The sequence below is a fragment of the Thermococcus gorgonarius genome, from assembly GCF_002214385.1.
Taxonomy (GTDB): domain Archaea; phylum Methanobacteriota_B; class Thermococci; order Thermococcales; family Thermococcaceae; genus Thermococcus; species Thermococcus gorgonarius.
In genome coordinates, this window is sequence record NZ_CP014855.1 from 389,518 (window position 1) to 405,092 (window position 15,575).

At 53.7% G+C, this 15,575-nt stretch carries 26 protein-coding genes; 15 read left to right on the forward strand and 11 right to left on the reverse strand.

From position 1 onward, the window contains the following. Positions 1 to 22: 22 nt before the first annotated feature. Positions 23 to 304: a hypothetical protein gene (locus tag A3K92_RS02245; protein ID WP_088884724.1), complete on the reverse strand. Its 282-nt coding sequence runs from the start codon at positions 302 to 304 to the stop codon at positions 23 to 25. Positions 305 to 325: 21 nt separating this feature from the next. After that, complete coding sequence (locus A3K92_RS02250) at positions 326 to 664, reverse strand: DNA-binding protein (RefSeq protein ID WP_088884725.1); 339 nt, start codon at positions 662 to 664, stop codon at positions 326 to 328. Positions 665 to 763: 99 nt separating this feature from the next. On the opposite strand from A3K92_RS02250, the gene A3K92_RS02255 reads away from it, so the two are divergent. Then, positions 764 to 1,525 carry a transglutaminase-like domain-containing protein gene (locus tag A3K92_RS02255; protein WP_157722411.1) on the forward strand — a complete coding sequence of 254 codons (762 nt, stop codon included), beginning with the start codon at positions 764 to 766 and terminating at the stop codon, positions 1,523 to 1,525. Between the two features lie 37 nt (positions 1,526 to 1,562). Here A3K92_RS02255 and A3K92_RS02260 read toward each other — a convergent pair whose 3' ends face one another. From A3K92_RS02260 to A3K92_RS02275, 4 genes are all read right to left on the reverse strand, one after another. After that, on the reverse strand, positions 1,563 to 2,015 hold the full coding sequence (locus A3K92_RS02260) for a 30S ribosomal protein S19e (RefSeq protein ID WP_088884727.1): 453 nt from the start codon (positions 2,013 to 2,015) through the stop codon (positions 1,563 to 1,565). A gap of 3 nt (positions 2,016 to 2,018) precedes the next feature. Continuing rightward, positions 2,019 to 2,435, reverse strand: a complete 417-nt coding sequence (locus A3K92_RS02265) for a YhbY family RNA-binding protein (protein WP_088884728.1) — start codon at positions 2,433 to 2,435, stop codon at positions 2,019 to 2,021. 69 nt (positions 2,436 to 2,504) lie between these two features. After that, positions 2,505 to 2,903 (reverse strand): type II toxin-antitoxin system VapC family toxin, encoded by a 399-nt coding sequence (locus A3K92_RS02270; protein ID WP_088884729.1) that lies wholly within the window; start codon positions 2,901 to 2,903, stop codon positions 2,505 to 2,507. Then, entirely contained in the window at positions 2,900 to 3,160 is a 261-nt protein-coding gene (locus A3K92_RS02275) for an AbrB/MazE/SpoVT family DNA-binding domain-containing protein (RefSeq protein WP_232460891.1), read from the reverse strand. Before A3K92_RS02275 ends, A3K92_RS02270 begins: the two co-directional genes overlap by 4 nt. Positions 3,161 to 3,243: 83 nt before the next feature. Between A3K92_RS02275 and A3K92_RS02280 the strand changes: the two genes are divergently transcribed. The 4 genes from A3K92_RS02280 to A3K92_RS02295 are packed head-to-tail and all read left to right on the forward strand — an operon-like array spanning position 3,244 to position 5,440. Next, positions 3,244 to 3,846 (forward strand): DUF7411 family protein, encoded by a 603-nt coding sequence (locus A3K92_RS02280; protein WP_088884731.1) that lies wholly within the window; start codon positions 3,244 to 3,246, stop codon positions 3,844 to 3,846. Further along, positions 3,846 to 4,685 carry a DNA-3-methyladenine glycosylase family protein gene (locus A3K92_RS02285; protein ID WP_232460928.1) on the forward strand — a complete coding sequence of 280 codons (840 nt, stop codon included), beginning with the start codon at positions 3,846 to 3,848 and terminating at the stop codon, positions 4,683 to 4,685. The genes A3K92_RS02280 and A3K92_RS02285 overlap by 1 nt, the downstream gene beginning before the upstream one ends. After that, the gene (locus A3K92_RS02290) at positions 4,682 to 5,014 is read left to right on the forward strand and encodes a coiled-coil domain-containing protein (protein WP_088884732.1); all 333 of its coding nucleotides are present in this window, start codon (positions 4,682 to 4,684) and stop codon (positions 5,012 to 5,014) included. The genes A3K92_RS02285 and A3K92_RS02290 overlap by 4 nt, the downstream gene beginning before the upstream one ends. Before the next feature lie 27 nt (positions 5,015 to 5,041). Next, complete coding sequence (locus A3K92_RS02295; protein WP_088884733.1) at positions 5,042 to 5,440, forward strand: hypothetical protein; 399 nt, start codon at positions 5,042 to 5,044, stop codon at positions 5,438 to 5,440. Positions 5,441 to 5,582: 142 nt separating this feature from the next. Here the strand turns inward: A3K92_RS02295 and A3K92_RS02300 are convergent, their stop codons facing one another. Continuing rightward, positions 5,583 to 6,662, reverse strand: coding sequence for a DUF512 domain-containing protein (locus A3K92_RS02300; protein WP_088884734.1), 1,080 nt, complete (start codon positions 6,660 to 6,662; stop codon positions 5,583 to 5,585). Between the two features lie 58 nt (positions 6,663 to 6,720). On the opposite strand from A3K92_RS02300, the gene A3K92_RS02305 reads away from it, so the two are divergent. Further along, positions 6,721 to 7,254, forward strand: a complete 534-nt coding sequence (locus A3K92_RS02305) for an adenylate kinase family protein (protein WP_088884735.1) — start codon at positions 6,721 to 6,723, stop codon at positions 7,252 to 7,254. Here A3K92_RS02305 and A3K92_RS02310 read toward each other — a convergent pair. Beyond that, positions 7,239 to 7,739, reverse strand: a complete 501-nt coding sequence (locus A3K92_RS02310) for a type II toxin-antitoxin system VapC family toxin (RefSeq protein ID WP_088884736.1) — start codon at positions 7,737 to 7,739, stop codon at positions 7,239 to 7,241. The genes A3K92_RS02305 and A3K92_RS02310 overlap by 16 nt on opposite strands. 58 nt (positions 7,740 to 7,797) lie before the next feature. Between A3K92_RS02310 and A3K92_RS02315 the strand changes: the two genes are divergently transcribed. The 7 genes from A3K92_RS02315 to A3K92_RS02345 are packed head-to-tail and all read left to right on the forward strand — an operon-like array spanning position 7,798 to position 12,456. After that, positions 7,798 to 8,565 (forward strand): LamB/YcsF family protein, encoded by a 768-nt coding sequence (locus tag A3K92_RS02315; protein ID WP_088884737.1) that lies wholly within the window; start codon positions 7,798 to 7,800, stop codon positions 8,563 to 8,565. Between the two features lie 38 nt (positions 8,566 to 8,603). Then, the gene (locus tag A3K92_RS02320; protein WP_088884738.1) at positions 8,604 to 8,801 is read left to right on the forward strand and encodes an antitoxin family protein; all 198 of its coding nucleotides are present in this window, start codon (positions 8,604 to 8,606) and stop codon (positions 8,799 to 8,801) included. Next, complete coding sequence (locus A3K92_RS02325; protein ID WP_088884739.1) at positions 8,788 to 9,165, forward strand: type II toxin-antitoxin system VapC family toxin; 378 nt, start codon at positions 8,788 to 8,790, stop codon at positions 9,163 to 9,165. The genes A3K92_RS02320 and A3K92_RS02325 overlap by 14 nt, the downstream gene beginning before the upstream one ends. 6 nt (positions 9,166 to 9,171) lie before the next feature. Then, entirely contained in the window at positions 9,172 to 9,849 is a 678-nt protein-coding gene (gene pxpB, locus A3K92_RS02330; protein WP_088884740.1) for a 5-oxoprolinase subunit PxpB, read from the forward strand. Between the two features lie 10 nt (positions 9,850 to 9,859). Next, positions 9,860 to 10,861: a 5-oxoprolinase subunit C family protein gene (locus tag A3K92_RS02335; RefSeq protein ID WP_088884741.1), complete on the forward strand. Its 1,002-nt coding sequence runs from the start codon at positions 9,860 to 9,862 to the stop codon at positions 10,859 to 10,861. 28 nt (positions 10,862 to 10,889) lie between these two features. Next, entirely contained in the window at positions 10,890 to 11,630 is a 741-nt protein-coding gene (locus A3K92_RS02340) for a phosphoglycolate phosphatase (protein WP_088884742.1), read from the forward strand. Next, positions 11,605 to 12,456, forward strand: coding sequence for a GNAT family N-acetyltransferase (locus A3K92_RS02345; RefSeq protein WP_088884743.1), 852 nt, complete (start codon positions 11,605 to 11,607; stop codon positions 12,454 to 12,456). Before A3K92_RS02340 ends, A3K92_RS02345 begins: the two co-directional genes overlap by 26 nt. Here the strand turns inward: A3K92_RS02345 and A3K92_RS02350 are convergent. Next, the gene (locus tag A3K92_RS02350; protein WP_088884744.1) at positions 12,453 to 13,607 is read right to left on the reverse strand and encodes a M20 metallopeptidase family protein; all 1,155 of its coding nucleotides are present in this window, start codon (positions 13,605 to 13,607) and stop codon (positions 12,453 to 12,455) included. The genes A3K92_RS02345 and A3K92_RS02350 overlap by 4 nt on opposite strands. A 61-nt stretch (positions 13,608 to 13,668) precedes the next feature. Continuing rightward, positions 13,669 to 14,067 carry a DUF2095 family protein gene (locus tag A3K92_RS02355; RefSeq protein ID WP_088884745.1) on the reverse strand — a complete coding sequence of 133 codons (399 nt, stop codon included), beginning with the start codon at positions 14,065 to 14,067 and terminating at the stop codon, positions 13,669 to 13,671. A 62-nt stretch (positions 14,068 to 14,129) separates the two neighbouring features. On the opposite strand from A3K92_RS02355, the gene A3K92_RS02360 reads away from it, so the two are divergent. Beyond that, positions 14,130 to 14,573 carry a GIY-YIG nuclease family protein gene (locus tag A3K92_RS02360; protein ID WP_088884746.1) on the forward strand — a complete coding sequence of 148 codons (444 nt, stop codon included), beginning with the start codon at positions 14,130 to 14,132 and terminating at the stop codon, positions 14,571 to 14,573. After that, entirely contained in the window at positions 14,570 to 15,331 is a 762-nt protein-coding gene (locus A3K92_RS02365; RefSeq protein WP_088884747.1) for a geranylgeranylglyceryl/heptaprenylglyceryl phosphate synthase, read from the forward strand. The genes A3K92_RS02360 and A3K92_RS02365 overlap by 4 nt, the downstream gene beginning before the upstream one ends. On the opposite strand, the gene A3K92_RS02370 is transcribed toward A3K92_RS02365, so the two are convergent. Continuing rightward, a complete protein-coding gene (locus A3K92_RS02370) occupies positions 15,328 to 15,570 on the reverse strand; it encodes a hypothetical protein (RefSeq protein WP_335755194.1) in 243 nt (80 codons plus the stop codon). The genes A3K92_RS02365 and A3K92_RS02370 overlap by 4 nt on opposite strands. Positions 15,571 to 15,575: the final 5 nt, after the last annotated feature.

The window sequence follows — 15,575 nt, forward strand, 5'->3', positions numbered from 1 at the left end:
GCGGGCCCTATCTGGATGCACCTTATAAACCTTCTCCCCTCTTGGGGATGTAGCGGAGAATCCAGACTAAGTCCTCTTTCTTGAAAGTGATCTTCTCCAGTATTCGGACATCCGGCCCGTCTTCGTCGACAACGTTGGCATACACCCACAGGAAAACCGGATCGTCATCTGATCCAACGTGAAGGTTCTTATAAAGTATATCAACTGTGCCGTCACCGTTCTTTTTGACGGAGACGGCCTTCCACGTTTCCCTGCTTACAAGGTTTCTCTGGTAGATTAGCTCAACAATGTCTCTGGCGTCCATGAGGAGGCGTCACCACCCGCTCTACCATTTTATCCTGAATTCCTTTCTAGTTCTTGCTTCTATCTGGGCCAGTATTCTCTTCAGCTTTTCATCACTTAGAGGTTCCCTTATCTGACCTGCCTGATAGAGCTGAGCTAAAAGGAGTTCAACCTGTCTGGCTAGTTCGGGCCTCACAAGTTTGACTCTCCCAAGCCTTTCCCGGGCCTCAGGAGTTAAAACCCTCCTCATTATGGCGTTGAGCTGTGCTTCAAGTTCCATCTCCTGCTTTATCGCTTCTTCCTGAGCCTTTTGCTGTTCGAGGTACTTCTTCTGAAGCTCCATGAGTTTTCGCTTTCTAATTTCCTCTATGTCTTCCGCCATTCTCTCACCTCCATGCTAAGGTTAGGGATTGGGTTAAAAATGTATTGCATCTGCGTTAGCCATTTAAAGGAGAACGGAACTAAGAGGTTGGGAGGAGGTATGGGGGTTCTCCTCAAGGGCATCATAAAGTTAATCCTCGTGATCCTCATAATCTCGGCCATCATCTACGATAATCAGACGGGCGTAATCACCGTGAAGACTTCTGTTCTCCTCCAGAAAGCGGGGATAAACACCATCGATCACGACGCCTATCTCAAGAAATACTCCGAGGCCTTTGACTGCTCAAAGCCCTACTGGAGGAATTGGGGGCCGGGAATAATCAAGTGCGACATCAATGAAAGTGAGATTAAGGCGATAATGCCCGTTGCGGAGAAGGTAAAGGGCCGGGACATCCTTGAGACAGCATGGAACCTCCACAAATGGGAAGTCGAGAACACTGAATACGACTACGAGAAATTCATGACGCTCGAAGGGGGCACCCTCCTTCCCCACGAGTTCCTTCAGAAAAAGAAAGGAGTATGCAGGGACTACGCGGTTTTCAACTACGCGGCTATGAAGGCCCTGGGTTACAGGGATATATACCTGGCCCATATCAGTATGTCAAGTTCTATTTGGGGCCACGCGGTTTTGGTCTTTAAATACAACGGAACCTACTACGCGCTCGACTGGTGGGGACCGCAGAAGATAGGCGCACATTACGCCGAGAGATGGGAGGGGAGCCTTCCGATAGTCATCTTCAACGATAAGGGCGAGGTTGTTTCGTACGTTGGGGTTACGCCATCGGAGGTAATCAACAGGCTGCCTCAGCTGACTGTGATGGTGGTTGGTATATTGCTAATTGTCCTGGTGTTAAAATACTAAACCGAAAGCTGCAAACAAGAAGCAAGAATAGAGGAGCTCAGTACTTCTTGAGCTCCGGAATCTGCTCCTCGAGCTCCTTCTTGAGTTCGGTGGCTATTTTGTCAAGGAAGCTCTGGCCCTTCGGAGTTACGACCCTTCCCTCGCCCGGAACCTTTTGGACGAAGCCAGCCTGTTCAAGCTGCTGGAGGGCCTTCCTGATTATGCTTCCGCCGGCCTTGTAGAAGTGCTCCGGAGCGTGTCCGCGGTTCTTCCTGCCGCCGTACCAGGTGCGAAGCCTCTCGATTCCGACGGGGCCGTCTATGTAGACCTTCCTGAAGACGCTAGCAACGCGGTAGTACCACCAGTCTTCCTGCTCTGGAAGTCTCTCCTTGTGCCTGCCGGTCTTGACAAACTTGGCCCACTCTGGGGGCTTTATCTCCTCAATCTCCTTGAGCTTTTCCGCGACCCTCTCAACGAGCAGGTCACCGGGAACATCATAAACCGTAGCCATCCTTCAATCCCTCCCCTTCTTGAACTTCTTCCTAAAGTTAGCGATATCGAGCCTGACTTTACGGACGGGCTTTTCTTCCCGCTTTTCTTTCGAAAGCTCCTTTCTCTGGAGCTTCCTTAAATACTTTTCCCAGCCTTCCCTCGGCTTGAACAATATAAACCTTTTGCCCCTGACCTCGATGAGCTCACTGTCCGTAAGTTCAGCCACCCTCTCCGCGAGGGCTTTTCTGTCGAGACCCGTGGAGATGAGCGCGCCCTTTCTTATCTCAACCTTTAGAATGCCGTCTTTCTCAAGCTGAGTGTTGATTTCCTCTATTACACTCTCAGCTAAACCTTTCTTGCCAATCCACGCTCGCGGTTCTATATCGTAATACCTCGCGCGGATTGCTCTCCTCACCTTACCGGGTAAGCGTTTCTCCATGACTCTCACCACTAACCCCTCGCTGGAGATGGTCTTATAAAAGTTGGCCTTTTAAAGGTGTTGGAGCGTTCAGCTAGACCCAAACTTTTCCATGAACTCAGCTGGTGTATAAACCTCGGGAAGCCACTCGAAGTGCTTTTTGTTGTTGGTAACCAGTGGAGCGTTGAGTTTTACCGCGAGCGAGCCTATCATGTAGTCCCTCGCATTCTTGGAGAAGTCCCATCGACCGAGGGCGCTTTGGACAACGATTTCCGCCGATTCCTCGTCAAAATCCATGATCTCCAGAGAGATCGATTCAAACACTGCCTTCACCTTGCTCTTGGCTTCGAGCAGTCCTTTTCTTCGCGCATACCTGTAAAGAACCTCCATGTAGACCCCTGAACTCGTCACGGGTTGAAACGGAGACTCTATAAGCCACTCAAGAAACCTTCTGTCATTGAAAACGTTGGTATCGAGTACGACTTTCACTTTTCTCCCTCCAGCTCCTTTAGAGTCCTTTCGATGCCCCTGGCGAGACCTTCTCTCGTTTCCTCTATGGTCTCGTCGATGTCTTTCATTATCTCCGTAAACTCCTGAAGGAGATCCTCAAACTTCATCAGGACATACGAATTCCCCTGGCGCACAAAGACAACCTCATCTCCTGCCTTGATCCCAAGGGCTTCCCGAACTTCTTTCGGGATCGTTACCTGGTATTTCTTCGTCACAACTGGCATTACGTTCACCATTAGGGTATTACATATTTCGGCTTAATAATACTTTCGTGGGAAAGGGTTTAAGAGACCAAACCCAAAACCACGCCGGTGGTAGAATGCTCGTCCATCATCTCTACTCGGGCGGTAAGGACTCCAGTCTGGCCGCTTGGATACTAACAAGGCTCGGCTATGAGGTAGAACTTGTAACAATCAGCTTTGGTCTTCTGGATAACTGGAGGTACGCAAGGGAAACCGCCGAAACACTGGGCTTCAGACACAGGGTTGTTTATCTGCCCGGAGAAATCCTTGAAAATGCCGCAAAGATGGCAATTAAAGACGGCCACCCAAACAACGCTATACAGTTTATCCACGAGAGGGCTTTGGAGTACGTCGCCTCGATGCCGGAAGTCGAGAGAATAAGTGACGGCACCAGGAGGGACGACAGGGTTCCGCTTCTTGACCTGCCAAAGGCCCGCTCACTGGAGGACCGCTTTGGCGTAGCCTACATAAGGCCCCTCCTCGGTCTCGGCTACAAGACGATTAGAGAACTCACGGAGAGGCTCTTCGTCGTTGAAATCCGCGAGAGTGAGCAGCTTAAGAAGGCCGACTATGAAGTAGAGCTGAGGCACCTTCTCCGCGAGAAGGGCATCGACCCGCTCACAATCTTCCCAAAGAGCCATTATCAATCGAGGGTTTTGGGCTGGAGGGAGCAACTGTGATCTTTGACCTCAAAAAGACGGTTCACGAGATGATAAGGAACGGCACCTGGAAGTTCGAGGGTGGTGTATTCTACCAGGCCCTCCGCCTTCCCAGTGGGAAACTCATCGTTGCTGGCTACGACGGTGAAGACTTTCTGCTTCCCGGCGGGCTTGGGAAAGAGGACAAAAAGTTCGCCAAGGAAAAGCTCTCCTTCATCCTCGGCCTTGACACTGACTTGGACTCCTTCTATGCGGAGATAAGCGATTCGCCCTTTGCATTCCTTGCGGAGGAGTTCCGGGGTTTAACCGTCCCTGCCGCCCCAAGCCCGTACCAGGCGCTGATGGAGGTCATAGCACAGCAACAGGTGAGCTTTGACTTCGCCCAGAAGACGATTGCAAACCTCGTGAGGCTCGCTGGAAAGCGGGTTGGAGAGGTCTACGCCTTCCCCACTGCTGAGGACATAGCGGGACTGAGCGAGGCAGAGCTTAGGGAGACGAAGCTCGGCTACCGCGCCCAGTACATAAAGAACCTGACGGCACTCTACCTTAAGGAGAAGCTCAACCTCGACCTGTGGGAGTGGAATGTGGAAGAGGCCATAAAGTACCTCACGAAGTTCAGAGGAATAGGAAAGTGGACGGCCGAGCTCTTTTTGGCCTACGGCCTGAGGAAGAATGTCTATCCTGCTGGCGACCTCGGGCTTAGAAGGGGAATAGCTAAGATCTTCGGGAAGAGAGTGAAGGACGTGAAGGAAAAAGATGTGCGGGAGATAATCGAGCCCTACGGGAAGTGGAAGGGCCTGCTGGCCTTTTACGTGACCTGCTACGACAGGAAGACGGAGCCGGAGAGGAGGAAAAAATGAGCGAGATGATTGTAGTTCTGCCAAAGGAGAGGTTCAAAGCCATCAAGGGCAAAGATATAAACGCCCTCCTCAGAGAAAACCTGCCGAAGGCGGAGGAGACACTAAAGGCCGAGCGGGAAGAGTTCCTCCGTGAGAAGGTTGCAAAACTGGAGGAAAAGCTCCGCGAGATGGAAAGTGAGATTGAAGAGCTCAGGGAGTTCTACGAGAAAGCCTTGAAGGATAAGGAGTTAATGATGTCTGAGCGCGAGGGGCTGAGAAAGGAGAACGCCGAGCTGAGGGCGAAGGTTGAGGAGAGGAGAAGTGAACTGGAGAAAGTTCACAAATCGTGAACGAATCGTTCATGGAGCGTGAACGAAATGAAGCTCATCATCAGACCCGAGAAGGGCCTTGGTAAGATCGAGGTCGAGCTAGATGAAGGGCTTGAAAGGGAAATTCTAGAGCTGGCAAAGCGCTACGGCGTTCCCCCTGAAAGGGTTATCGAGGTTGCTTTAACCCAAGAGTTCAAAGAAGCAAAGGAGAACGTTGACGAGCTTGTGAAAAAGGCCCGGGAACTTGAAAAACGGGTGTGGGAGCTGGAGACGGAGTACGCCCCGCTTAGATACAAGGCCTATGGCATCAGTGAAGATAACAAAATCCTCGCCATCGAGCTTTCTGGCCTGATAGCGGAGAACAACCAGCTGAGGCGCTTCTTAAGGCTTCCTCTGAACAGGAACCCCGAGCTGAGAAAGCTTATATCCTACTACCTCCAAGGCTAAACCGCGGATGATGACAGCGAATTGCACTGATGTTGATGACGAGGACTGGCCCTGACGCCGTCCCGGGCGGGCCGTGAGGAATCCAAGACGGGATGAGCGAAGGCGATGATATACCCTATGAGCGCCGAGCCCGTCCGGGGCGTTAAACTGCCCCGGCCTTCTCCAGGACTCTGGGAATCTCGGCAGGCTCAAGTGCGCTCTCGACCATGTAGCCCTTCTCAACGAGTATCCTTGAGATGAGCTCGTCCCTCGTGTAGCCGTCGAGCGTTTTATCGCCGTAGAACATGAGCTCTGGAAGAAGTATCAGGCCGATGTCTACCTCGGGAAGGCCTTTGACGGTTCTCAGAACGTCCCTGCCGGTGAGGAGGCCTGCCGTCCCAATGTTGCCCCCGAAGAACTCGTTCTTCACTATAACCACTGGAATCCTCGGGAAGATTCTCCTGAGCTCTGGGTATGCCAGCTCGCCGGTGAGGATGTAGGTCGGAATGGTCGGCTCAACATCAAAGGGCCCAACGTCGAGCCTCAGTTCCCCGAGGAGGGCCTTGAATACCGGCGGAATGACGACCTTTATGCCCGTTTCCTTTCCAGCTTCGAGAGCCCTTTCCTTAACGAAAACCAGCTCTTCCTTCGTGAGCGGTCTGACGTCTTTGTTGTACTTTGTTACGCCAACGGGAAACAGCCTGACCTCAGCGACATCCATCGAGGCCAGATCCCTTATTATCTCGCCTATGTCGTCAACGTTGTAGCCCGGGGTGAGGATTATGTCCGCTATGACCCTGAAGGTTCTGGCAACCAGCGGGAGAAAGTCTATAAGCCTGCCCGCAAGCGGGCTTCTCATCAGCGCAATCCTCTTCTCCTTCTTCGTCGTGTGGATTGAAATCTGCATCTCGTCGAGGCCTGCCCTGGAGAGGCTCTCAACCCTCTTCTCGTCGAGCCCAACGTTTCCAGCGGTATCTGTAACGCGAATCCACAGTTCCGGGTAGTGCTCGCTGACGTAGGCTATTCTCTTCTCAAGCTCCGGGTCGTTGAGGGTGTCGTGGAAGGAGACGCGGTAAATCATCTCTGGCGGATTCTGGCGGAGGTAGCAGAAGAGGCAGTAGCTCCCGCAGGGGCCGGCCCTGCTCGACGGAGGGATAACTACTAAATCCTCCCTCTCATCAACCCCATCGAGCTCGTACTTCGTGATCTTTCTGAGTTTAAAGTCCTCGGTGAACTCGTACATGGTGGGAACTCCGGGCAGGCTTTTAAAAGCTTGAGGGTAAAGACCTCCTGGTGATGGCATGATAATAGCGGTAACTGGCACACCCGGAGTTGGAAAAACGACGGTTTCAAAGCTTTTGGCTGAAAAGCTCGGCTATGAATACGTAAATCTCAGGGACTACGCGATAGAAAAGGGGATCGGCGAGATGAAGGGCGATGAGCTTGAGGTTGAGGTCGATGAGCTGGCCTACAACTTCGAGAAGGACTTCGCCGGAAAAGATGTTGTCGTTGACGGCCACCTGAGCCACTTCCTCAAGGCGGACCTCGTGGTTGTTCTGCGCGCCCATCCGAAGCTTGTAGGAGAGAGGCTGGAGGCGAGGGGTTATCCGAAGGAGAAAGTTGGGGAAAACGTTGAGGCTGAACTCGTTGATGTCATCCTTGTCGAGGCTCTTGAGGAAAACGAGAACGTAATCGAGGTTGACACGACCGGAAAGACGCCGGAGGAAGTCGTTGAGGAGGTTCTCGAGCTCATCAAGGAGGGCGTTAAGAGAAGGGTCGGCATCGTTGACTGGAGTGAGGTTTACGATGAGGTTGTCCCCTACCTACGCCTTTGACGCCTCTTCTTCCTCGGGATCAGCCTCACGGGGCTTCCGCAGTCGGGGCAGACCCCATCCGGGGGCATCTCCTCGAATTTTTTTCCGCAGCCGATGCAGACGTAGTTCCAGCGGATTACCCTTTTTATACCGCGCTTTAGCGTTCTGAACTCTATGCCAAGGGTTTTGGCTACGTTCTGGAGGTTGTAGTCGTCGGTGAAGAGAACTCCTTTGAGCTCGTAGGCCAGTGCAAGAACCTCCAAATCGGCCTCGCTCAGCTCGTTCAGCTCGCCCGTCCTCCTCGCGGCGTCTTTAACGGCCTCGACGCTCTCCTTCGAGGGAACCAGAACCCTGACCTTGCCCGCGCTGATCAGACCCTCCAAGAACAGCCTCGACTCCGGGTCCTTCACCTCTTCGACGACCTTGGGAGTGGTTACGCCTTCTACGTCAACGCCCTGTATGAATATCGCCGCGTCAATTACTCTGACTTTTCCGTCATCTCTCATGGTCTCAACTCGGAGAAACACTTTTTTAGATTTCCGTCGAAAGGGGGGCGGTGGGAACATGAAGGTTGACCTCAACTCCGACCTCGGCGAGAGCTTTGGGAGGTACAAGCTCGGCCTAGATGAGGAGGTTATGAAGTACATCAGCTCAGCTAACGTCGCGACCGGCTGGCACGCTGGAGATCCTCTCGTTATGCGAAAGACTGTGAGGCTCGCGAAAGAGAACAGCGTAGCCGTTGGCGCACACCCTGGCTATCCCGATTTGCTTGGCTTCGGGAGGCGGTACATGAAGCTTTCTCCAGAGGAAGCGAGGAACTACATCCTTTATCAGATCGGTGCACTTTACGCCTTTGCCAGAGCCGAAGACCTTGAACTCCAGCACGTTAAGCCCCATGGTGCCCTCTACAACGCCCTCGTGAAGGAGGAAGAGCTCGCGAGGGCTGTCATTGAAGGGATAGCTGACTTCGATAAAAAGCTCATCTTCGTGACCCTCTCCGGCTCAAGGCCTGCTGAAATAGCGGAAGAGATGGGCGTTAAGGTTGCCCACGAGGTCTTTGCCGACAGGGCCTACAACCCGGACGGAACGCTCGTCCCCCGCTCGAAACCCGGTGCTGTGATACACGACAAAGAAGAGATAGCGGAGCGCGTGGTCTCGATGGTCAAGGACGGCGGGGTTAGGGCGATAAACGGCGAGTGGATCGAGCTGAAGGCCGACACCATATGCGTCCACGGGGACAACCCGAAGGCGGTTGAAATAGCGGCCCACGTGAGGAGGGCACTTGAAGAGGAGGGAGTGAAGATAGTGCCGATGAGGAAGATAGTCCGTTAGGTTTTAAGGTCAGATGACCAAGTAAGTGTGGTGGGAGTATGGGAGTTGTGGAGGCAATTTACGAGAACGGGGTTTTCAAGCCGTTGAAAAAGCTCAACCTTCCTGAGAAGAGAAGGGTGAAGCTGATAATCCTGGACGAATTCATCAAAGACCTAGACGATGCCTTTGGGATACTAGAGGAGGACATAGATTTGGAGAAGCTCAGGAAGGAGTGGGACAGGGATGTATCTTCTTGATACCGACGTTCTGATCGATGTTCTCAGGGGTGTTGATGAAGCTAGAGAATTTTTGATAGGAGTCGTGGAGAGAGGGGCATTTATTTCCACCGTTACAATAGCGGAGCTGTTCTCGGGCAGGGAGACGAGAGATCCAATCAAGAAGGAGAAGATAACGAGGCTCCTTAGTCACTTTGAGGCCCTGCCGGTAACTCCGGAGGTGGCAATGCTCGCGGGAGAGATTAGAAGGGACTACCAGGTGTCCCTTGGAGATGCGATCATAGCCGCCACCGCGGCTGTTCATGGGCTTACCGTTGTCACTGGAAATATCAAGCACTTCGCAAGGATTGAAGGCATTTCCGTACTGAAACCTCCATACCGGTGAACCCCCATGAAACCAGAGCTAAAGCCCGCCGGTGACTCTGCCCTTCTGATCTCCTTTGGTGAGACCATAGACGAGGAGATAAACGAGAGAGTTCACGCAATAGCAAGGGCGATAGAAAAGGCAGGCTTTGAGTGGCTGGTCGAGACGGTCCCGGCTTACTCCTCGCTCTTGGTGATTTACGATCCTCTTAAAGTCACCTACGCCCAGGTCGAGGCCTCAATAAAGCCCCTGCTGAATGCCGAGGGGAGTGCCTTCGAGGGCAGGCTCGTTAAAATACCTGTGGTTTACGGTGGTAAATACGGGCCGGACATCGAGTTCGTGGCAAAACACAACGGCCTCACCGTTGATGACGTCATCGAGATTCACTCCAGGCCGGTTTACCGCGTCTACTTCCTCGGCTTCCTTCCCGGCTTTGCTTACCTCGGCGGCATGGATGAGAGAATAGCAACGCCCCGACTGGAAAAGCCTCGCCTGAAAGTTCCGGCCGGTTCGGTTGGCATAGCGGGAAAGCAGACTGGAATTTACCCCCTCGAAAGCCCCGGCGGCTGGCGGCTTATAGGGAGGACACCTTTGAGGCTGTTCAACCCTGCAAAAGAACCGCCAACCCTTCTTCAGCCGGGCGACAGGGTGAAGTTCGTGCCGATAGACGAGAGCGGGTTCAGGGAGCTGTACGGGAAGCAATGAGGTGAAGGCGTTGATTGAGCTCCTTAAAGTTCCCTCCCTTCTGACGGTGCAGGATTCTGGCAGGAAAGGCTACAGAAAACTCGGCGTCCCCGTCTCTGGTTACATGGACGATTACTCAGCGAGGATAGCCAACTACCTCGTCGGCAACCCCGGTGATGCACCCCTCCTAGAGTTCCTCCTCACCGGGCCGACGCTGAGGTTCAACGCTTCAGCAGTCTTTGCCGTTGCGGGGGACGTTGATTTGAAACTTAACGGCCTTCCAATTGAACCCTGGGAGAGCCACTGGGCGAAGAGGGGCGACGTTCTTGAGGTTGGAACTTTAAGGAGTGGCCTTTACGGCTACATAGCCTTCGCGGGCGGAATAAAGTGTGAAAAGTTACTTGGAAGTTGCTCTACTTACTCAAGGGCGAACCTTGGAAGGCCACTGAGGGCAGGGGATAGACTCACTTTGGGTTATGCCATCCTGACCGGCAGGGAGGGGCGCTATCTTCCCGGGGAGCTTAGACCGGATTATTCGGGCAACGAGAGAGAAATAAGGGTTGTCCTCGGGCCGAACCTTGAGCACTTCACCGAGGAAGGCATCGAGACGTTCCTAAGCGAGACCTACACCGTAACCCCCGAGAGCGACAGGATGGGCTATCGCCTAGACGGGCCGACAGTAGGGCACTCTCCCCTTGGAGCCGATATCGTAACCGAGCCGCTTGTGCCCGGAGCCGTTCAGGTTCCCGCAAATGGAAAGCCAATAGTGATGATGCGCGACGCTCAGACAACCGGCGGCTACGCGAAGATAGCGACGGTGATAAGTACTGATTTGCACCTCCTGGCACAGAGCAGGCCGGGGACGAGGGTGCGCTTTAAACCTGTAAACGTTGGGGAAGCCCAGAAAATCCTTAGAAGGCGCGAGAAAACGCTGGAAGCTATAAAGGCCTTTTTGGGGGGAGAGATGAGGGCGTATAAAGTGAAGGTCAGCGGGAAAGAGTTTACAGCCTTCGCGGGAAAGGTTAAATACTGACCGTTCCCCCTTTGCCCGGGTGAGGAAAATGAAGATAAAGGCGATTTCGCTCGACATAGACGGTACGATAACCTATCGGGATAGAACGCTGAGTATAGATGCCCTTAAAGTGATAAGACTGGCCGAAAGATTGGGCCTTCCGGTTATGCTCGTTACCGGTAATTCTGTCCCCTTTGCCGAAGCTGCCGCCGTTTTCATAGGCACCAGCGGGCCGGTTATAGCCGAGGATGGCGGCGCGCTCTCCCTAAAGGGCGAGGGGACAATGAGGAAGCGCGTTTTTCTCACCGACATGGACGAGGAGTGGATCCTCTGGAGCGAGCTGAAGAAACGTTTTCCGGAGGCAGAGCTGAGCTACTCAACGATGGAGCGGAAAGCCGGCCTCGTGATAACGAGGAAGGTTCCCGTTGAGGCCGTGAGGGAGCTTATAGCGGAGCTCGGACTAAATCTCGTCGCCGTTGATTCCGGCTTTGCGATACACATCAAGAAGCCCTGGATAAACAAGGGCGCCGGCATAGAGAAGGCCTGCGAGTTTTTGGGAATAAGCCCGAAAGAGGTCGCCCACGTAGGTGATGGTGAAAACGACCTCGATGCCTTCCGCGTCGTTGGCTACCGTGTTGCCATAGCTCAAGCACCTGAGAGCCTCAAGGAGAAGGCCGACTACGTTACCGAGAAGCCCTACGGCGACGGCGGTGCCGAGGCGGTAACCCACATCCTGAAGAAGTTCGGCTACCTCGGTGAGGGGGATGGTGGTCAGGAGGGCAACACTTGACGACGTTAAATCTATAGTGCACGTCCACACCGCCGGTGAAGACCTTTCTGCCCCCTCCGTGAGGGAACGCTACCTACGCGGCGGCCCGTGGATGAGCGTCGAGACCTGCTCGGTCCACCTCAACAACCTTCTCCTTGAGGGCCAGCTCCCGGTTGTTGCAGAGGTGGAGGAGAAAATAGTCGGAGAGGCAGAGGTTCTTTTCTCCGAGGAGCCCGCAGGCGGAAAAACGCGGAGGATAGCGCACCTCGACGTCATCGAAGTCCACCCGGATTTTCGAGGCCGGGGCATTGGAAGGGCGCTCGTCGGGTTCATAGAAAAGGCCGCGAGGGAAAGGGAGGCTGAGTTCATAACCACCCAGCCGGATGAGGAAGCTTTGGGGTTTTACAGAAAGCTGGGCTTTGATGAGGTCCTTTACAACGGCCTCCTCGTTGAGATTCACACCGAGGAATTCGAGCCAGTGGATGCTAAGCCCCTTCAGTTCTTCCCGTGGGAAGCCGTTAAGTCCCTCCAGCTCGTTGCCGGCCGCTTCCAGAGCTCCTACGGCATGTGGTTTTCGAGCTTCAGGGACGTCTTTGCTGGGATTCACGAGGTCGCAGAGGCCGGAAAAGCCGGAGAGTCCTACTACGTCCTAAAGCCCCTCCCTGGGAGACTTGGAAAGGCGAGCCTCTTCCTCTGGGGGCGGGAGGAGGACATCCCCAAAGCCATCGCCAGGGCCAGGGGGCTCGGCTTTGAGAAGGTTCTGACCGTTCTGGATGAGGAAACTGCGGAGGCCTTAGGGGCAGAAAAGAAAGGGAAAGTCCAGATAATAGGAAAGAGGCTCCCTTAACTTCTCAAAAACTCGAAGGCCAGGGCAACTTCCATCGCGGTGCCGAGGTAGAGAACTTCCTCATCCACGTCGAACTTCGGATGGTGGTGCGGGTAGATTATCCCTTTCTCCTCGTTCCTGATTCCCAGGGCAAGGAAGGCTCCAGGAACCTTCTGGAGGTAGAAGGCGAAGTCCTCGGCACCCATCGTCGGAGGGACGTCGCCGTATTTGAGGCCGTACTTCTCTGCCACCTTCCTCGCGAAATCAGCCATTTCAGGTGAATTTATCGTGGGTGGTGTGAGTTCTTCGATGCTCAGCTCGTACTTGGCTCCATGGGCCTTCGTCACGCCTTCCAGAATCTCGCGCATCCTCCTCTGGATGAGCTCGCCGATTTCGGGCTTGAAGAAGCGGAAAGTGCCCTTGAACTCCACCTCCTCTGGGATGACGTTGAAAGCAGTCCCGCCGTGCACACTCGTGACGCTGACAACTCCCGTCTCTATCGGCGGAACGTTCCTGCTCACGATGGTCTGGAAGGCAAGAATCGCTTCGGCCATTATCGGAATCGGGTCGACTGTCTCGTGGGGGGAAGCACCGTGGCCGCCCTTTCCGATTATTTTTCCGCCGAATATTCCCGCTCCTGCTAAGAAGGGGCCGTCCCTTATTCCTATTATTCCGCTCGGCAGATCCATCCAGACGTGAAAGCCGAAGATGGCGTTGACTCCTTCTAAGGCCCCTCCCTCGATCATCTTAACAGCCCCGTTGCCACCTTCTTCAGCAGGCTGGAAGATGAGCCTTACCCTGCCGTTGAGTTCGTCTTTGTGCTCGGCTATTATCTTCGCCGCCCCCAAAAGCATCGCCGTGTGGGCGTCGTGGCCACATGCGTGCATCTTGCCTGGGATTTTCGATTTGTATGGAACGTCGTTCTCTTCCTGGACAGGCAGAGCGTCCATGTCGGCGCGGAGTGCTATGGTTTTCCCTCCCTCTCCAATGTCGGCAATTATTCCGGTACCAATGCGCTTGATCGAGTAGCCCCACTCGCGCAGGTGTTCTTCCACGATCTTAGAAGTTCTCACTTCTTCATAGCCAAGCTCCGGGTGCATGTGGAAGTCCCTGCGCCAGGCTATTATCTCCCTTTCAATCCTCTTGGCTTCAGAAACGGGGTCGAGGCCCATGCTACCACCTGAGAAGGATGGCAAAAGGTGGATATTAACTTTTCGATGGAGGTCTTAATGCTCAGTGCCTTCCATGCTTCTCGTACCAGCCCCACTCCTTCTTTGGCCCGAAGGCCCTAACTCCCTTCTTCGCCAGGGTAATCCTGAGATCCTTGGCCATCTCCGGCGTTATCTCACCCCTCTCTTCCATCCAGTTTATTATTTCGAGGGCTTCCTCCTCGGTCTCGCATCTCCTCAAAAAGTCTATTATCGTGGGATTGTAGCCTGAAAAGTCCTGAAGTTCAAGTTCTTCGTCTTCAAGAGCCTCTTCCTCCGAAGTGCGGTAGGCTGTTATCCTGAGTTCGGGCTCGCTGTCCAGCTCTCTTGCCAGGGCAGGGAAGTTCCTCTCGAACTCCTCTCTATCGTACTCCTGCCAGGCGAAGTCATCTATAGGCTGCTTCTTTTTCTTTTCATCTACCATTCCTTACACCACTTCTAACTGGTGGTTAAGGGTTTATAAATGGTAGGCCGCAAGGGGGTTCCATGAAGGGTTCCTACTTCCTCGTGATACGGCTTGATAGGGATAGAAAAATAAAAACAAAGGCCAGAGAGTTCTTCCTGAAGGGAGGTTACTACGTCTACGTGGGTTCTGCCATGAACTCCCTTGAAAAGAGGGTTAGACGTCACTTCTCAAAGGAAAAGCGGCTTCACTGGCACATAGACTACCTCCTTAAGGAGGCCGAGCTTTTGAGGGCATATCTGGTTCCGAGCGAGGAAAGGCTTGAGGAGAAGCTGTCCATTGAAGTGGCAAAGTACGGCGAGCCAGTTGAGGGCTTCGGCGCCGGCGACGTCAAGGTGAGCACGAACCTCTACCGGTTTGAGGAGGAGCCTGACGAGGTTTTAGTGGGGATCCTGAAGAAGCTCGGCCTGGGTTGGAAAAGGGTTAAAAGTGAGAGGGAAATTAGGGAGTTCGGTGAAAGAAAATGAAGCTTCAGCTTGGGAAGGTCGAGTCTTACATCCACGAAAAACTCAAGAAAGAAAAGCTCCACTTCGTCCTCCTTGATCCAGATGATGTTTCTCCGGAAACCGCTGGAAGAATAGCGGAGATGAGCGAGGAGGTTGGCGTTGACGCTATAATGATAGGCGGCTCCACAGGGGCAGAGGGGGAGGTTCTTGACAACGTTGTTAAAGCCATTAAGGAATCCTCATCGCTACCGACGATACTCTTTCCCGGTTCCCACGGAGGGATAAGCAGGTACGCCGACGCCATATTCTTCATGAGCCTGCTCAACTCGCGCAACCCCTTCTTCATCACCGGCGCCCAGGCACTGGGGGCGTTTCAGGTGAAGCGCTACGGCATAGAGCCCATCCCTATGGCCTATCTCATCGTTGAACCCGGTGAAACCGTTGGCTGGGTTGGCGACGCAAAGCCAATCCCGAGGCACAAGCCGAAGATAGCGGCCGCCTACGCCTTAGCCGGCCAGTACCTCGGAATGAGGCTCGTTTATCTGGAAGCGGGTAGCGGTGCTCCTCAGCCCGTCCCGCCGGAGATGATCGGTTTGGTTAAGCGCGTTATCGACGTCCCACTGATAGTCGGAGGAGGCATAAGAACGGAGGAGCAGGCCAGAACTGCAGTTGAGGCTGGCGCCGACATAGTCGTTACGGGGACGGCAATAGAGAAGGCCGGTTCCCTTGAGAAAGCCAGGGAAAAACTTGAGGAACTGAACAGAGGAATAAAGGGCTAAGCTGAGAGAACTTTTACTGAAATTTTTCCGTTTTTAATTGTCCCCTTAAGCTCTTTTATGAGTCTCTGGGCATCGCTCACGAGGAGCTCAAGCCTGACCTCGCTCAGGCCCTTCGCGTTGGGCGGGAAGAAGTGTACGTCCCTAACCTTACCTCTCACCCTCTCAAGTATCGACTTCAAGATTTTTCCTCTACTCTCGTAGGGCAGGCTAAGGTTGATTTCCACGATTTGCATACTCATCACCG

Coding starts and splice junctions, on each gene's coding strand:
- A3K92_RS02365 (WP_088884747.1), top strand. CDS start 14,570: ATGAAGCTTCAGCTTGGGAAGGTCGAGTCTTACATCCACGAAAAACTC.
- A3K92_RS02315 (WP_088884737.1), top strand. CDS start 7,798: ATGAAGGTTGACCTCAACTCCGACCTCGGCGAGAGCTTTGGGAGGTAC.
- A3K92_RS02255 (WP_157722411.1), top strand. CDS start 764: ATGGGGGTTCTCCTCAAGGGCATCATAAAGTTAATCCTCGTGATCCTC.
- A3K92_RS02280 (WP_088884731.1), top strand. CDS start 3,244: ATGCTCGTCCATCATCTCTACTCGGGCGGTAAGGACTCCAGTCTGGCC.
- A3K92_RS02260 (WP_088884727.1), bottom strand. CDS start 2,015: ATGGCTACGGTTTATGATGTTCCCGGTGACCTGCTCGTTGAGAGGGTC.
- A3K92_RS02310 (WP_088884736.1), bottom strand. CDS start 7,739: ATGAGAGATGACGGAAAAGTCAGAGTAATTGACGCGGCGATATTCATA.
- A3K92_RS02320 (WP_088884738.1), top strand. CDS start 8,604: ATGGGAGTTGTGGAGGCAATTTACGAGAACGGGGTTTTCAAGCCGTTG.
- A3K92_RS02250 (WP_088884725.1), bottom strand. CDS start 664: ATGGCGGAAGACATAGAGGAAATTAGAAAGCGAAAACTCATGGAGCTT.
- A3K92_RS02345 (WP_088884743.1), top strand. CDS start 11,605: ATGGTGGTCAGGAGGGCAACACTTGACGACGTTAAATCTATAGTGCAC.
- pxpB (WP_088884740.1), top strand. CDS start 9,172: ATGAAACCAGAGCTAAAGCCCGCCGGTGACTCTGCCCTTCTGATCTCC.
- A3K92_RS02360 (WP_088884746.1), top strand. CDS start 14,130: ATGAAGGGTTCCTACTTCCTCGTGATACGGCTTGATAGGGATAGAAAA.
- A3K92_RS02265 (WP_088884728.1), bottom strand. CDS start 2,435: ATGGAGAAACGCTTACCCGGTAAGGTGAGGAGAGCAATCCGCGCGAGG.
- A3K92_RS02290 (WP_088884732.1), top strand. CDS start 4,682: ATGAGCGAGATGATTGTAGTTCTGCCAAAGGAGAGGTTCAAAGCCATC.
- A3K92_RS02275 (WP_232460891.1), bottom strand. CDS start 3,160: ATGGTGAACGTAATGCCAGTTGTGACGAAGAAATACCAGGTAACGATC.
- A3K92_RS02300 (WP_088884734.1), bottom strand. CDS start 6,662: ATGTACGAGTTCACCGAGGACTTTAAACTCAGAAAGATCACGAAGTAC.
- A3K92_RS02350 (WP_088884744.1), bottom strand. CDS start 13,607: ATGGGCCTCGACCCCGTTTCTGAAGCCAAGAGGATTGAAAGGGAGATA.
- A3K92_RS02305 (WP_088884735.1), top strand. CDS start 6,721: ATGATAATAGCGGTAACTGGCACACCCGGAGTTGGAAAAACGACGGTT.
- A3K92_RS02325 (WP_088884739.1), top strand. CDS start 8,788: ATGTATCTTCTTGATACCGACGTTCTGATCGATGTTCTCAGGGGTGTT.
- A3K92_RS02340 (WP_088884742.1), top strand. CDS start 10,890: ATGAAGATAAAGGCGATTTCGCTCGACATAGACGGTACGATAACCTAT.
- A3K92_RS02355 (WP_088884745.1), bottom strand. CDS start 14,067: ATGGTAGATGAAAAGAAAAAGAAGCAGCCTATAGATGACTTCGCCTGG.
- A3K92_RS02295 (WP_088884733.1), top strand. CDS start 5,042: ATGAAGCTCATCATCAGACCCGAGAAGGGCCTTGGTAAGATCGAGGTC.
- A3K92_RS02370 (WP_335755194.1), bottom strand. CDS start 15,570: ATGAGTATGCAAATCGTGGAAATCAACCTTAGCCTGCCCTACGAGAGT.
- A3K92_RS02245 (WP_088884724.1), bottom strand. CDS start 304: ATGGACGCCAGAGACATTGTTGAGCTAATCTACCAGAGAAACCTTGTA.